12 protein-coding genes are annotated in these 13627 nt (G+C 65.4%); 10 read left to right on the forward strand and 2 right to left on the reverse strand.

Features of this window, described 5'->3' with window-relative positions; genetic code table 11:
* Positions 1 to 346: 346 nt before the first annotated feature.
* Both HZB53_12320 and HZB53_12325 read right to left on the reverse strand, forming a co-directional pair.
* On the reverse strand, positions 347 to 784 hold the full coding sequence (locus HZB53_12320) for a PIN domain-containing protein (GenBank protein ID MBI5878425.1): 438 nt from the start codon (positions 782 to 784) through the stop codon (positions 347 to 349).
* A complete protein-coding gene (locus HZB53_12325) occupies positions 771 to 1016 on the reverse strand; it encodes a CopG family transcriptional regulator (protein MBI5878426.1) in 246 nt (81 codons plus the stop codon). The genes HZB53_12320 and HZB53_12325 overlap by 14 nt, the downstream gene beginning before the upstream one ends.
* Positions 1017 to 1390: 374 nt before the next feature.
* Between HZB53_12325 and sat the strand changes: the two genes are divergently transcribed.
* The 10 genes from sat to HZB53_12375 all read left to right on the forward strand — a co-directional run bounded on the left by sat (position 1391) and on the right by HZB53_12375 (position 13232).
* Complete coding sequence (gene sat, locus HZB53_12330) at positions 1391 to 2566, forward strand: sulfate adenylyltransferase (protein MBI5878427.1); 1176 nt, start codon at positions 1391 to 1393, stop codon at positions 2564 to 2566.
* Positions 2553 to 3950: an alkaline phosphatase family protein gene (locus HZB53_12335; GenBank protein MBI5878428.1), complete on the forward strand. Its 1398-nt coding sequence runs from the start codon at positions 2553 to 2555 to the stop codon at positions 3948 to 3950. Before sat ends, HZB53_12335 begins: the two co-directional genes overlap by 14 nt.
* 47 nt (positions 3951 to 3997) lie before the next feature.
* Entirely contained in the window at positions 3998 to 4531 is a 534-nt protein-coding gene (gene cysC / locus HZB53_12340) for an adenylyl-sulfate kinase (protein ID MBI5878429.1), read from the forward strand.
* Between the two features lie 19 nt (positions 4532 to 4550).
* A complete protein-coding gene (locus tag HZB53_12345; GenBank protein ID MBI5878430.1) occupies positions 4551 to 5237 on the forward strand; it encodes a LysM peptidoglycan-binding domain-containing protein in 687 nt (228 codons plus the stop codon).
* Between the two features lie 23 nt (positions 5238 to 5260).
* On the forward strand, positions 5261 to 6283 hold the full coding sequence (locus HZB53_12350; GenBank protein ID MBI5878431.1) for a flippase-like domain-containing protein: 1023 nt from the start codon (positions 5261 to 5263) through the stop codon (positions 6281 to 6283).
* Complete coding sequence (locus HZB53_12355; protein MBI5878432.1) at positions 6280 to 7269, forward strand: glycosyltransferase; 990 nt, start codon at positions 6280 to 6282, stop codon at positions 7267 to 7269. The genes HZB53_12350 and HZB53_12355 overlap by 4 nt, the downstream gene beginning before the upstream one ends.
* Before the next feature lie 5 nt (positions 7270 to 7274).
* Entirely contained in the window at positions 7275 to 8750 is a 1476-nt protein-coding gene (locus tag HZB53_12360; protein MBI5878433.1) for a DUF2723 domain-containing protein, read from the forward strand.
* Between the two features lie 124 nt (positions 8751 to 8874).
* A complete protein-coding gene (locus HZB53_12365; protein MBI5878434.1) occupies positions 8875 to 10866 on the forward strand; it encodes a DUF4012 domain-containing protein in 1992 nt (663 codons plus the stop codon).
* A gap of 20 nt (positions 10867 to 10886) precedes the next feature.
* Positions 10887 to 11447: a hypothetical protein gene (locus HZB53_12370; GenBank protein MBI5878435.1), complete on the forward strand. Its 561-nt coding sequence runs from the start codon at positions 10887 to 10889 to the stop codon at positions 11445 to 11447.
* Positions 11448 to 11537: 90 nt separating this feature from the next.
* A complete protein-coding gene (locus HZB53_12375) occupies positions 11538 to 13232 on the forward strand; it encodes a hypothetical protein (GenBank protein ID MBI5878436.1) in 1695 nt (564 codons plus the stop codon).
* Positions 13233 to 13627 lie beyond the last annotated feature (395 nt).

Below are 13627 nucleotides of genomic sequence, written 5' to 3' on the forward strand. Positions count from 1 at the left end.
GGAGTCGGCTGCCAATATGCCCCCTCATCCCCTGCCCCTTCTCCCCCGCGCGCGCGGGGGAGAAGGGGAAAAGCTAACGGGGAGGTGCGCGGCGGCGCAGCCGCCGCGCACCTCCCCTAAGAATCTCGCCCCCTCCCAACGGAGTTGGGAGGGGGTCGGGGGGAGGGCAGTGCCACTTTTTCGGCGGGCCAGCTTGCGTGACAAGCGCCTGAGGGCCAGCACATCGCAAGCCGCATTGGAAAGTACCCGTACAAAGCCAAATTGAGAATTGCTGCCGAGAGCGCTGAGTCGGGAGATAATGGCGCGGCATCGTCGTGTCTGGAGAAGTGATCGACGTCGCTCACCCTCACGCCGCCGAGGCGAACGGGTTTGAGACGACGACCTGATCGTATTGCTGTCCGGGATTGAGGTCTTCGGACCAGACGATCTCGCAGTCCAGCGCGGCGGCACTGGTGAGCATCATCGCATCCCAGAACGCCAGTCGGTGGCGGCCTTGAAGCTGGATCGCAGCCAGGATGTCATCTACTCCCGGCTGATGCACACGCCAAACGCCCAGATCAGCAATGATCTGGCTGGCCGTCTCCGGTTTGAGAGGCCGGGCGACCTTCTGTGTGATGGTGACGTAGAACTCCTGCAGAATCTGGACACTGAGGCAACCGGTCCGGTTCGCCCAAAGCTCGCCGAGCAGTTCCCTCGCCCGCCTGTGCTTTTCGCCCGCCGATTGATCGTGCGCGTAGACGAGCACGTTGGTGTCCACGAACTGGGGCGATTCAGCGTCGCTCATGCAGATCCTCGCGCTTGAGCTTGAGCCGCCCATGCGTGCCCAGATCGGCGGCGTGTTCTAGTTGCCGCATGTGCCGCCGCCGAGCGCGACCGTACGCTTCCTCCTGCTCAGCCAGTTGGGTGAGCGCTTTCGTTAGCAGCGCTGACACCGATGTCTGCTGCTGGGCGGCGATCACTTTGATGCGGACGAGCGTCTTTTTGGGCAGGGCCAATGTGATATTTTGTGTTTCCATGAATCCTCCACGTAAACCAGTGTATCACGGAAAAGCGTGAAAGGCAACTTGAGGGAGCGCGAAAACATTGCGCCGGTCGAGTGGGCGCAGAGTCGCTGGCCCGACGGGACGCTGTGGATGCCGTAGGGGTCGTTTGGAACACGAACGACGCGAAAGAGCGCGAAAGACACGATAAGAGCGTGCACTTTCGCGGCTCTTGCGCTCCAGACTCGCCGTTGCATGTCTCAGTTCGTCAGATGACGGAACCTTGTCCGCTTTTCGGCCAATCTTCCGGTTATTGGTATAATCACTTGCCGTGACGAAGATGGCGGTCTGCTATGTGGGCAGGCTGGTGTCTATCTCGGCACCTTATCTGTGGAGTTCAACGCCTAAGCATGGGTACACCAACTGGAATCGCGCCGCACGGCGGCGTGCTGGTCGACCGGGTCCTGACCGACGCGGCGCTCGATGCGGCGCGCGCCAGAGTCGCCGGGCTTACGCCGGTCAAACTGACGCCGGTCGCCGAGTCTGACCTCGAAATGATTGCGATCGGCGCGCTGTCGCCGCTGACCGGTTTCATGGGCAAGGCCGACTATGAGCGCGTCGTGTCCGAGATGCGGCTCGCCAACGGCCTGGTCTGGTCGATGCCGATCACGCTGCCGGTCGATGCGGCTACCGCCGACGGGCTAAAGATCGGGCAGGAGGTCGCACTGGTCAGCGGTTCGGGCCAGACGATGGGCCTGCTCACGATTAGTGAGAAGTATAGCTACGACAAGGCGCGCGAGGCGCAGAACGTCTACCGCACCACCGAAACGGCGCACCCTGGCGTCGCGCGTCTGATGGCGCAAGGCGATGTGCTGTTGGCTGGCGATGTCTGGCTGACTGAGCGCTCCGCGAATCGCCCGTTCCCGGAGTTCCAGAACGAACCGGCGCAGTTGCGCGCAAAGTTTCGCGAGCGCGGCTGGAAGCGCGTGGTCGGTTTCCAGACCCGCAACCCGATCCACCGCTCGCACGAGTACATCCAGAAGACGGCGCTGGAGATCATGGACGGCCTGCTGCTGCACCCGCTGGTGGGGGAGACGCGCAGCGAGGACATCCCGGCTGACGTGCGCATGGAGTCGTACCAGGTGTTGCTGAAGGGTTACTACCCGGCCGAGCGCGTGGTGCTGAGCGTCTTCCCGGCCGCGATGCGATACGCCGGCCCGCGCGAGGCGATCTTCCACGCCATCTGCCGCAAGAACTACGGCTGCACGCACTTCATCGTCGGGCGCGACCATGCCGGCGTCGGCAACTACTACGGCACCTACGACGCCCAGCGCATCTTCGACGAATTCAAGCCGGAAGAGCTCGGCATCACGCCGCTCTTCTTTGAGCATACCTTCTACTGCAAAGTCTGCGCGGCGGTCGTGTCCGCTAAGACCTGTCCGCACCCCGCGAGCGACCATCTGGTCGTCAGTGGGACGCAGGTGCGCCAGATGTTGCGCGCCGGGCAGTTGCTGCCGCCGGAGTTCACGCGGCCGGAGGTATCGCAGGTGCTCATGAAAGGGATGCGCGCCGATGGGAACGCCTAAAGTCCTGATTATCGGCCTGGACTGCGCCGAGCCGTCGCTGGTCTTCGACCAGTGGCGTTCCGAACTGCCGAACCTGGCGTCGCTGGCGGGCGGCGGTCACTGGGGCGAGCTGGAGTCGTGCATGCCGGCAATCACCGTGCCGGCCTGGATGACGATGATGACGTCGCGCCAGCCGGGCGAGCTCGGTATCTACGGCTTCCGCAACCGCGCCGACTATTCGTACGACAAGATGGCGATGGTCACGTCGCGCACGGTCGTACATGACACGGTCTGGGACATCCTCTCGCGGCAGGGCAAGCAGTGCGTCGTGATCGGCGTGCCGCCGACCTACCCGCTGAAGCCGGTCAACGGCGCGATGATCTCGTGCTTCCTGACGCCGTCGGCCAAATCGCAATTCACCTACCCGGACGAGTTGCGCGGCGAGGTCGAGGCGCTGGTCGGCGAGTACATGGTCGACGTTTCGAACTTCCGCACCGACGACAAGGACTGGCTGCTGGCGCAGATCTACCAGATGACCGAGAAGCGCTTCAAGGTCGGCAACGCGTGGATCCGCAGCAAACCGTGGGACTTCTTCATGCTGATGGAGATTGGCGTCGACCGCATCCATCACGCGTTCTGGAAGTACATGGATCCGCTGCACCCCAAGCACGTGCCGGGCAACAAGTACATCAACGCCATCCGCGACTACTACAAGTTCGTGGACGCGCAGATCGGCGAGATGCTGAAGGCGATTGACGGCGACACCAGCGTGTTTATCGTGTCGGACCACGGCGCAAAGCGCATGGACGGCGGCATCGTCTTCAACGAGTGGCTGCGGCGTGAAGGCTACCTGGTGCTGAAGGAAGAGCCGCAGGGCATCATCCCGTTCGGCAAGGCGCAGGTCGACTGGTCGAAGACGAAGGCATGGGGTGAGGGCGGCTACTACGGGCGGCTGTTCATGAACGTCGAGGGCCGAGAGCCGCAGGGCATTGTTCCGGCAGCGCAGTACGAGGCGACTCGCGACGAGTTGATCGCGAAGCTGTCCACCATCGCTGACGACAAGGGCCGCAACATCGGCACCCAGGCGTACAAGCCGGAAGCGGTCTATCGCTCGATCCGTAACGTGCCGCCCGACCTGATCGTCTACTTCGGCGACCTATACTGGCGCTCGATCGGCAGCCTGGGCTACAATAGCATTCACACGTTCGACAACGATTCGGGGCCGGACGACGCCAACCACGCGCAGTACGGCATGTTCATCCTGCGTGAGCCGAACGGCAGCGGCCGGCCGCGCGCGAAGGGCGCGCGCATCTACGACATCGCGCCGACCGTGCTGAACATCATGGGTGTGCCCGTGCCCGCCGAGATGACCGGGCGCGACATACGACTAGCAGCTAGTCGCTAGCAACTAGTGACTAGCTGCTAGCAACTAGCAACTAGTAGGGGATACGATTGGAACACAAAGGTTTTACGATCTGGTTTACCGGTCTGTCGGGCGCGGGCAAGTCCACGCTGTCCGAGATGCTGGCGGCCAACCTGCGCGGCCAGGGGTACAAGGTTGAGGTGCTCGATGGCGACGTGGTGCGTACGCACCTGAGCAAGGGGCTTGGCTTCAGCAAGGAAGACCGCGATACGCACATCCGTCGCGTCGGCTGGTTGTGTCAACTGCTGGCGCGCAACGGTGTGATCGCCATCGCGGCGGCGATCTCGCCGTACCGCGAGATTCGCGACGAAGTGCGCTCAATGCACAACGGCAACTTTGTCGAAGTGTATGTCGAGTGCCCGATCAATGTGCTGGCCGAGCGCGACGTGAAGGGATTGTACAAGAAGGCGCTGGCGGGCGAGATCAAAAATTTCACCGGCGTGTCCGATCCGTACGAAGCGCCGCTGCAGCCCGAGGTCATCGTGCGCAGCGACCGCGACTCGAAGGAACAGAGCGCGGCGCAGATCATGGACGCATTGCGGCGGCGCGCCCTCGTCGCCTGACGTGGCCGTCATCCCAGGCATGAGAGTGGAACTCGAACAGATCTGTCCGCTGCTCGGCACGCGCGCCGACCGGGCTACGCGCTTTGCGTACCCGACGCCGGAGCACCAGTGCTACGCGCATACGCGCGTCTCGCCGCTGACGCAAGACGAGCAGCAGGCGTTCTGCCTGGGCGCGTATACAACGTGCCGCTTCTACCTGGCGCATCAGAGCCGCAAGCAGGCGACGCAGGCGGCCAGCGAGTCGCTCGAGCGCGTGTCGACGCCGACCGCGCCCTGGCGGCCAAGCCCGTACCTGATCGCGACTGGCGCGCTTCTGGCGGTCATTGTCTGCGGGGCGCTGCTGCTGGCGAGCGGCCTGCCGCAGATGGCGGCCGAGGCGATGATCCCGACCAGCACGCCGACGATCACGCGCACGCCGACCCGCACGCCAATCCCGCCGACGCTCACCCCGACAGCCACGCCCGTGCCGCCGACAGTGACGCCGACGCCGACCGCGACAATTCCGCCGACCCCGACGCCGATTATCTACGTTGTGCAGTCCGGCGATACGCTGGGCGCCATCGCCGCCAAGTACGGCGTTTCGACGCAGGCGATCATGGATGCCAACGGCATCACCGACGCGCGGCTGATTCGCGTCGGCACACGGCTGGTCATCCCGCCCCCGCCGCGCCCGGCCGGGCCGGCGGCCACGCCGACCCGCGCCTGATGGCCTTGCGGCCGACCCGCCGAATGTTCACGCCAGCGGCAAGCGCCCGTCCTCTGCCGGTCCTGCGGCACGCCGTCTGGTCGCTGCTCGCGCTGCTGATCTTCATCCCTCTGGCGCTGTGGGGCGTCTCGCTCGAACAGGCGGCCCGGCTGCTCTCCCGCGCCGATGCGTGGCCAGTCGCGCTGGCAGTCGTGCTGTTCGCGCTGACCACTCTCGCGCGTGCCTGGCGCTGGCGGGCGTTCTTCGCGGACTCACCAATTCTTGCAGACTCCTTTGCCGCGATCGCCATCGGGCAGGTCGCTAACTTCATGCTGCCGGCACGGCTCGGCGACCTGGCGCGCGTGGCCGTCCTGCGGCGGCGCGCCGGCCAACCGGCCGCGCGCATTGCGGGCACGCTCGTCGCCGAGAAGATCGTTGACCTGGCAATGCTGGCGCTGGCGGCCATAGCCTGTGCCCCGTTCGTGCCGCTGCCAGGTTGGCTGGTTGATCCGGGCTTGCGCGGCGCGACGATCCTGGTGGCTGCCGCAGTTATCCTGGGCGTGGCATACGCCCGGCGCGGTTGGCTGCGCAATATCGCGCTGCGGGTTGTCGCGCGGTTCGCGCCGTCGCGCGCAGCCGAGGTTGGGCGGCAGATCGATCTGGCCGCCGGCGGTTTCGACCCGTTCGCGCGGCGCGTTCTGCTGACGACGATTCTGCCCTGGTCATTCATCATCCTTCTGCTAATGATTGCCACCAACTACGTGCTCTTCCTGTCCCTGCCGTGGCGCTCGCCATCGGCACCCGCGACGTTGCTGCCCGCTACGCTTCTGCTCGTCGTCCTGCAGATCGGCGTGGCGCTGCCGAGCACGCCGGGGCGGCTGGGGGTCTTTCAGGTGCTCGTCAGCCTGACGCTAGCGCTGTTCAACGCTGGCAGCGATCTGGCATTCAGCTATGGCATGCTGCTGTACCTGGTCATTGCGCTGTCGCAGGTGGTGCTGGCCGCGCCGTTCCTGTGGCAGGAGGCGGCCGGCTGGCGCGCCGCGCGCCGCAAAGCGGGCCCCGCATGATCTCTGTCATTATTCCCGCGCACAATGCCGAGGCAACGATTGCCGACTGCCTGCGATGCTTGCAGTCACAGACGCGCGGCGCGCCAGACGAACTGCTCGTGGTGGATGACGATTCATCCGATCAGACGGCGGCGCGCGCGGAGGCGCTGGGCGCACGGGTAATCCGGCTGCCGCGCGTCGGTCCGGCTGCGGCGCGCAATGCGGGCATGGCCGCGGCGCGCGGCGACTTTATTCTGTTCACGGATGCCGATTGCAGCCCCGCGCCAGACTGGATCGCCCAACTACTCACGCCGTTGCATTCTTCCGCGACAGCCGGCGTGAAGGGGGCGTATGCCACCCGCCAGCGCCAATGGGTTCCGCGCATGGTGCAGTTGGAGTTTGAGGAACGCTACGACCGATTGCAAGCTGCGCCGCACATCGATTTCTTTGATACCCACTCGTTGGCCCTGCGCAAAAGCGCACAGCAGACGCTTGGCGCGTTTGATACGGCGCTGGCCAACAACGAAGACGTGGATATGGCGTACCGCTTCGTTGCCGGCGGCTTTCACATCGCGTTCAACCGTCGCGCGGTCGTGTACCATCGACATCCGGCCGACTGGCTGACCTACATTCGCGTGAAATTCTGGCGCGGTTACGGGCGCATGCAGGTCTATCGCCGCTATCCCGGCCGGATGATCGAAGACTCCTATACACCCAATAACCTCAAATTGCAGATTGTTCTGCTGGGGGCCGCGGCCGTCGCCGCTGCGCTGTCGCTGTCCGGGCTATTCAGCAGTTGGGTCGCCGCATTCCTGATCGTTGCGTGCCTGTTGGCAGGCTGGCCGCTGTACCGGGTCGCGTGGCGGCACGACCGGGCGCTGCTGCCGCTGTTGCCCCTGTTCGTCTTCGCGCGCGCGCTCGCGATTGGCCTGGGTGCGGCCTTTGGCATCCTGACATTGATTGGCGTCATGCCGCTCCTGAGCGAGCGGGGACGCGGTCGCACCTGAGCCGGATGGTTACGCAGTCGCGCAGTGTGGGGCGCATTTCGTTGCTCATCGCCGCCGTGCTGTTTGGCGCATCGCTCGCCGTTTATGCGTTGACGATGGCGCCCGGCCTGACCTGGCGGCACGATGGCGCAGACGGCGGCGACCTGGCGCGCGCCGCGATGCTGGGCAGCGTGCCGCATCCGACCGGCTACCCAACGTACCTGCTGCTGGCGCGGCTGTTCCTGCAGTGGCCCGCCGGCGACGCGGCGTATCGCCTCAACTTGCTGTCCGCGGTGTGTACGGCGGCGGCGGTGGCGTTGTTCGGCTTGTGGCAGGCGCGCGCGCCTGCGTCACCGGCGCGGTACGCGGGCGCGGGCGCCGGTGCGTTGGCGTTGGCCTTCGCGCCGCTCGTCTGGTCGCAGGCGCTGATCGCGGAAGTGCACGGCCTGCAGTTGTTGCTGGCGGTGGTCGCTATGGCGGCGATCGATCGCTGCGGGCGGTCGCTGCGCCCCCGGCATGCCTTTGCCGCCGGGCTGGCGTTCGGCGCCGGACTGGGCAACCATGTGACGCTGGTCTTTCTTGCGCCGGTCGTGCTCGCGGCGCTCTGGCGCTGCCGCACCGCGCGGGCCGTCGCGCCGCCTGTGGTGCTGGGGCTGGCGCTTGGTCTGAGCGTCTATCTGGTTCTACCGCTATCCGCCGTATTCGGTGCCGCGTCGCCGTGGGGCAACGTGGATACGCTCGATGCGTTTGTAGCCTACCTGACCGGCGACATCTATCACAGCGTTCTGTTTGGAGTGCCCGCCGTCGATGGTCTGAACCGCTGGCTCTCGCTGCCGTCGCTGGTCCTCGCGGAGTTTGCGCCGTGGGGCGTATTGGCGGCAGCGGTCGGCGCGTCGGCCATCTGGCGCCGCTCTCGCCTGGAACTCGTATCGCTGGCGGCCTGCGTGCTAGCGAGCGCGCTCTTCAGCGCCGGGTACAACACGAGCGACGCATATCGCTACCTGATGGTTGCCTGGCTCGTCCTGGCGATCTGGCTGGCCGAAGGGGTTAGTGTTCTTGGCGCGACGATCGCCGAACGAGGCGGCACGCGTGCGTTCGCCTTCGCCGTGACGGTCTGGGCGGCGTTTTCAGCGTTATGGATCGCTGGTCGCTGGCCGGAGATGGACATTTCAAGCGACACGGCCGCGGAGAGCGAAACGGCACAGGTGCTGGCGGCGCTGCCTCCGCGCGCACTGCTGGTCACCAACACCGACCGCCAGACATTTGCGCTGTGGTATCATATAGACTCACGCGGGCAGCGGCCGGACGCGGTCGTGATCGATCGCACTCTGCTGGCCTATGCCCCATATCGGGCCTATCTGTCGCGACGCTGGGGCGTCTCGGCGGACGCCGGTTCGGATCTGCGCGACTGGGTCGCTGCACTGGGTGTGCGGCCCGTCATGGTTCTGGACCCGGCCGGCATATTGCGCGCACCCGACGCGCTCGATGCACCGGCGCCTTGAAAGGAAAGGGTCGCCGCTGCGGTGCGGCCCGTCAGCATACTCTGCGACGCGGCCGGGAGCCGGCGCACACTAAATCAATCGCACACGCCAGCATGTTGATAAGCCGTTGTCTACGCCATACGCTATGTCGACCGCCCGGACGGTGACGCGCTCGCCGCGCCGCCTGGCGCAGCCGCGCCTGTTGGTCTGGCTCGGCCTGCTGCTGATCACCGTCGGCGTGCTGGGCGTGTGCGCGCGCGCGGCGCTGCGCGTGAGCGACCTGCAAGCCCAGGTGCAACTCCTGTCGCGCATGGCGTCGCCGGGGGGCCGTATCGACGTGCGCCAGGGCCGGCTGTCGGTCAAAGCGATCCGGGCCGACCTGTCGAGCTTGCGTTCCATGGCGCGTCCGCTCTTCCCGCTATTGCCGGCGCTGCGCTCGCTGCCGGCGATTGGGGCGGATGCGGCCCAGGGCGAGGCGCTGCTGAACTGGTCGCTTGATCTGGCTGCGGCGGCCGACAGCCTGCTGGATGGCTGGGGGCCGGTGCTGGATGCCGGGCTGAACATGGAGCGCGCCGTCGAACCGCTCGCACTGGCGCATGACCAGTTCGCGCTGGCGCGGGCGTATCTGGCGCGCGCCGCGACGTGGCAGTCGCGTATTGATCCGGCGGCACTGTCGCCGCGCACCGCGGCACTATTCGAGCGCGCTGTACCGATGGTACCGCTCGCACAACTGGCGGCCGATGGCAGTCTGGTTGCGCCGGACCTGCTCGGCAGCGCGGCGCCGCGCTCCTACCTGGTTGTCGCGCAGAACGAGGACGAGCTGCGCGCCACGGGCGGGTTTGTGTCGGCGGTCGGTCTGGTGACCGTGGATCATGGTCACATCAGCGAACTGATATTCATGGATTCCTATGCGGTTGACGATCTGACGCGCACCTACCCGCAGCCGCCGGATGCACTGCAACGCATCATGCGCGCCGGAACGTGGTTGTTTCGCGACGCGAACTGGTCGCCCGACTTTCCGACGTCGGCGCGCACGCTCGCAGACCTGTTTGCCGCCGGGCAGCAGCGCAGTATTGACGGCGTCATCGCCGTCGATCAGGCGGCGGTGCAGTCGGTCGTGGCCGCCTTTGCGCCGCTCGCTGTCGGCGCCGAGCGCCCGGAGAGCGTGACGGCTGACAACCTGATCGCCTTTTTGCGTGAGTCATGGCTGCCGGCCACCAGCCTCAGCAGCAACTCCGGGCGCAAAGGGTTCGTCGGCCAGTTGGCCAAAGCGATTCAGAATCGCGTGGTGTCCGGCGGACCGGTGGACGGCGCGCGACTGGCACGCGGCGTCTACGACGCGCTCCAGCAGCGCCATATCGCGATCTGGCCGGGCGATTCGCCGCTGAGCGATTCGCTGGGCGCGCTCGGCTGGGATGGCGCCGTGCGCAGCCAGGCGCCTAATTACCTGATGGTGGTGGACTCCAATGTCGGCTTCAACAAGGCCAACGCGTTGGTCACATCCGCATACCTGCTTGACGTGAGCCTGCGGCCCGACCTGACGGCGCAGAATGCGCTGACGGTCACCTATCGCCACGGCGGGACGCCGCCGCCGCTGCCGTGCGTGCAGCGCGTGCCGGACGCCGGCTACAATTACGACGACCTCACGAACATGTGCTACTGGGACTACGTGCGGGTGGTCGTGCCGAAAGGCGCGCCGTTGACCGGCGCATCGCGGCAATTCATCGCGGGCTCTCGTCTACTCAGCCGCGCCGACTCAAGCGGTGATCCGGAGGTGCTGGCGTCGGAGGACGATCGCGATGCGTTCGCATCGTTCATCATGGTCGACAGTGGCGGTTCGCGAGACCTGTGGTATCGTTATGTGCTAACTCAGCCGGTGGCCGGGCGCGAGGCGGACGGCCTGGTTCACTACCGGCTGACATGGCAAAAGCAGGCCGGAACTCGCGCCGCGCGCGGCCGGTTGCGCCTGACGCTGCCCGCCGGCGCACAGCCGGCCGCCGTGCGCGTCAATCGCGTCGCGCAGCCCGTTCGCGACAGCGGGGTCTTCCCCGTGTCGACGATTGTCGTGGATTTCACATTGGAGACTGACGCGGAGTTCGATATCGCGTTTGCTCTCGCCGGAGGCATGTCGCGGTGAAGCATGCGAGACGCCTGGGCATGCTCACGCTGACTCTGGCGCTGCTGTCATTGGCGCTGGCCGGGCCGTCGGCGCAGCGCGCCTGGGCAAGCCGCGGTCAGAGCCCGGACCGGCAGACGGTGCCGTCTACGCCGACGTTTCGTCCGACGGCGACCGTCACACGCACGCCGACGGCGACCGCGCCGCCTGCGCCGTCTACGCCAACTGTTGCCGCGCCGGCCCGCACGGCCGTGCCGACCGCGACGGAAACCGGCACGGCCACGCCAACTCCGTCGCCCACGGGCACGGAGACGGGTACGCCGCCGCCGGTGACTCGCCAGCCGAGCGCGAGCGCACCGACGGCCACGATGACGGCCACGCCGACCTGGACGCCGACGACTCGTGCGCCCAATGCCCCGCTCGTCGATGTGACGCTCACGACGGGTGGACCGCGTGCAACGTCGCCGCCGGTTGCGGTGCTGCCCGAAAACGATGGCGCTGATTTGTTCACGATCGTCGGCTGCTTCATCGCCACGGTCGGCGTCATCATTTCCGTTGTGGGCGTCCGGTTGGCGCGCCGCGACGACTCTCAGATGCGCTAACCCGCCTAGATCGAAGACTATTGTCGCCGGCCGAGGGCCGGGAAAACTTTCAGGGTCGAAGTACCCGCCAGAGAGGGAGGGCACAAGCACATGATATTCTCGATACGACGAGCGACCATCGCAGCACTGGCCGCACTGATTTGTGCAGCAAGCGCCTTTTCATTGCTTGCCTGGGCGTCCACTGAACCGGTCGCGCAGGATGCGGCAGCGCCGGCGCAACAACCGGTTGACGCCGGCGGCGATGCGTCATTGCTCGCCGCGTCCAGCACGCTGACGGCCAACTGCCGGTACGGGCTGACCGGTCAATCGCCGTGGACCGACTGGATTGTTACGCAAAACACCGGCGTCGGCTGGTATCTGGATTTCAACGTGCGCTACAACTACGATGCCATGCCAGGCGCCGAGTATGCGCAGGTGATTCGTATCAAGCAGGATCGCAACATCGTCACGGGCTACTATTCTCCGACCTACACGGTGTATCCGGCGCTGGCAGATAACGGCCTCGGCGCATTTATCGCGAGTGCGCCGGGCGCGCTCTGGATCGTCGGCAACGAGCCGGACCGCGGCCCGTTGGTGCCGACGGATACCGACCGGGTGCAGGATGACACGTTCCCCGACGTCTATGCGGCAGCGTACCACGATGTCTACCAGTACATCAAATCGCACGACGCGAGAGCACAGGTGGCCGTGGCCGGACTAGTCGAGGTGACGCCCGGTCGCCTCAACTACCTCGACCAGGTCTGGCAGGCGTACCAGACCAGGTATGGCGCGACGATGCCGGTCGACGTGTGGAACATGCACCTGTACGTGCTGCCGGAGACCGATCACAGCGGGACCCAAGCCTTCGGCAGCGCCAGCGTCGCCAAAGGCACGCCGCTATCGCTGGGGAAGCGCGAAGGCCTTTCGTTGCAGTTCGACGCCGCGGCTCAACAGTTCTGCAGCAACAGCCTGTACTATTGTTGGGCGCAGCACGACAACATCGACGAGTTCAAGGCGCAGGTCATTGCGATGCGCACCTGGATGAAAGCGAATGGGCAGCAGAACAAGCCGCTCATCCTGACCGAGTTCGGCATTCTGTGGGGGGACGACCGCGTGGCGTGGCCGAATAACCCCTACAACTGTTGGGTGGTTGACGAATACGGGCATTGCTACACTCCGGAGCGCGCCGCGCAGTTCCTTGATCGATCGTTCAACTACTTGAATACTGCGCAGGACGCCGGCATCGGCTACCCAATGGATGGCAACCGCCTCGTCCAGCAGTGGATGTGGTTCCACATGAACAACGGCGTCAACGGCCTGGGACACGTGTCCAACATCGTGACCGCAACAGCGCCGTACACGTTTGCGCCGGCCGGCCGGACATTCATGGCGGACGTCACGAACCCAATCAGCTTCCCGCAGAGCATCAACCTGCTCGCATCGAGCACGCGCGGGCTGGGGTCGTTGCCCGGCGGCGGCAGCAACAATGTGCAGGTCTCGGTGGGGGTGATGAACAATGGTTCGATTGCGCCATCGGCACCGGTCAGTGTGGAGGTGTATGCCGATCTAGGCCGCACGCAGCCGCTGGGCAGCGCCACGGTACGGGGCGTGCGCGGGTGCGCGCGTCAGGAGTACCCCACCGTCGTCAACTTCAGCCTTCCACTGACTTATACTGGCATGTTCTCCTATTATGTGCGTGTCGATCCGGGCAATCTGGCCGGGGAAACGACGATGAGTGATAACGATACGCAGGGGGTTGTCTTTATTGGATCAAACTTCCTCTGGCTACCCGTGATCCGGCGTTAGCGCGGATAGGGTGTGTCGCTTGATGGTTGTCATGGGTGTCCGAGGGCGTCCCGGCTCTGCCGGGGCGCCCTCGGACTTCACGTCCGGCCAATGGGATCTTCTTGAGCTGATGGTGCAAATCACATTTGTGCTGGCTACGCCAGTTGCTCGCGTGAACTTCATAAGCACATGATGTCCGTAATGTGTAATGTATCTGCCGGTATTCTGGGTGAATCTAAATAGGCAACTCCATCGTTTTACCTGTAGAATGGCCTGCAAGGCAATCCACTTGGGTAAGGCACTGGATGACTTCGAGATCGACTAAACTTGTCAGATTCACCTTATTCGCTTTTTCGCTGACCCTTGCGCTGCTATTGGGCGGTGTCATCGTTTCTGCTTCATCCGACGACGCCGGC

This window comes from Chloroflexota bacterium, from assembly GCA_016235055.1.
GTDB lineage: Bacteria > Chloroflexota > Anaerolineae > JACRMK01 > JACRMK01 > JACRMK01.

Excerpts from the sequence above, each read along its gene's own strand:
- HZB53_12335 (MBI5878428.1), top strand. The coding sequence starts at position 2,553 with ATGGGAACGCCTAAAGTCCTGATTATCGGCCTGGACTGCGCCGAGCCG.
- HZB53_12365 (MBI5878434.1), top strand. The coding sequence starts at position 8,875 with ATGTCGACCGCCCGGACGGTGACGCGCTCGCCGCGCCGCCTGGCGCAG.
- HZB53_12370 (MBI5878435.1), top strand. The coding sequence starts at position 10,887 with ATGCTCACGCTGACTCTGGCGCTGCTGTCATTGGCGCTGGCCGGGCCG.
- HZB53_12325 (MBI5878426.1), bottom strand. The coding sequence starts at position 1,016 with ATGGAAACACAAAATATCACATTGGCCCTGCCCAAAAAGACGCTCGTC.
- HZB53_12320 (MBI5878425.1), bottom strand. The coding sequence starts at position 784 with ATGAGCGACGCTGAATCGCCCCAGTTCGTGGACACCAACGTGCTCGTC.
- HZB53_12355 (MBI5878432.1), top strand. The coding sequence starts at position 6,280 with ATGATCTCTGTCATTATTCCCGCGCACAATGCCGAGGCAACGATTGCC.
- HZB53_12345 (MBI5878430.1), top strand. The coding sequence starts at position 4,551 with ATGAGAGTGGAACTCGAACAGATCTGTCCGCTGCTCGGCACGCGCGCC.
- sat (MBI5878427.1), top strand. The coding sequence starts at position 1,391 with ATGGGTACACCAACTGGAATCGCGCCGCACGGCGGCGTGCTGGTCGAC.
- HZB53_12350 (MBI5878431.1), top strand. The coding sequence starts at position 5,261 with ATGTTCACGCCAGCGGCAAGCGCCCGTCCTCTGCCGGTCCTGCGGCAC.
- HZB53_12375 (MBI5878436.1), top strand. The coding sequence starts at position 11,538 with ATGATATTCTCGATACGACGAGCGACCATCGCAGCACTGGCCGCACTG.
- HZB53_12360 (MBI5878433.1), top strand. The coding sequence starts at position 7,275 with ATGGTTACGCAGTCGCGCAGTGTGGGGCGCATTTCGTTGCTCATCGCC.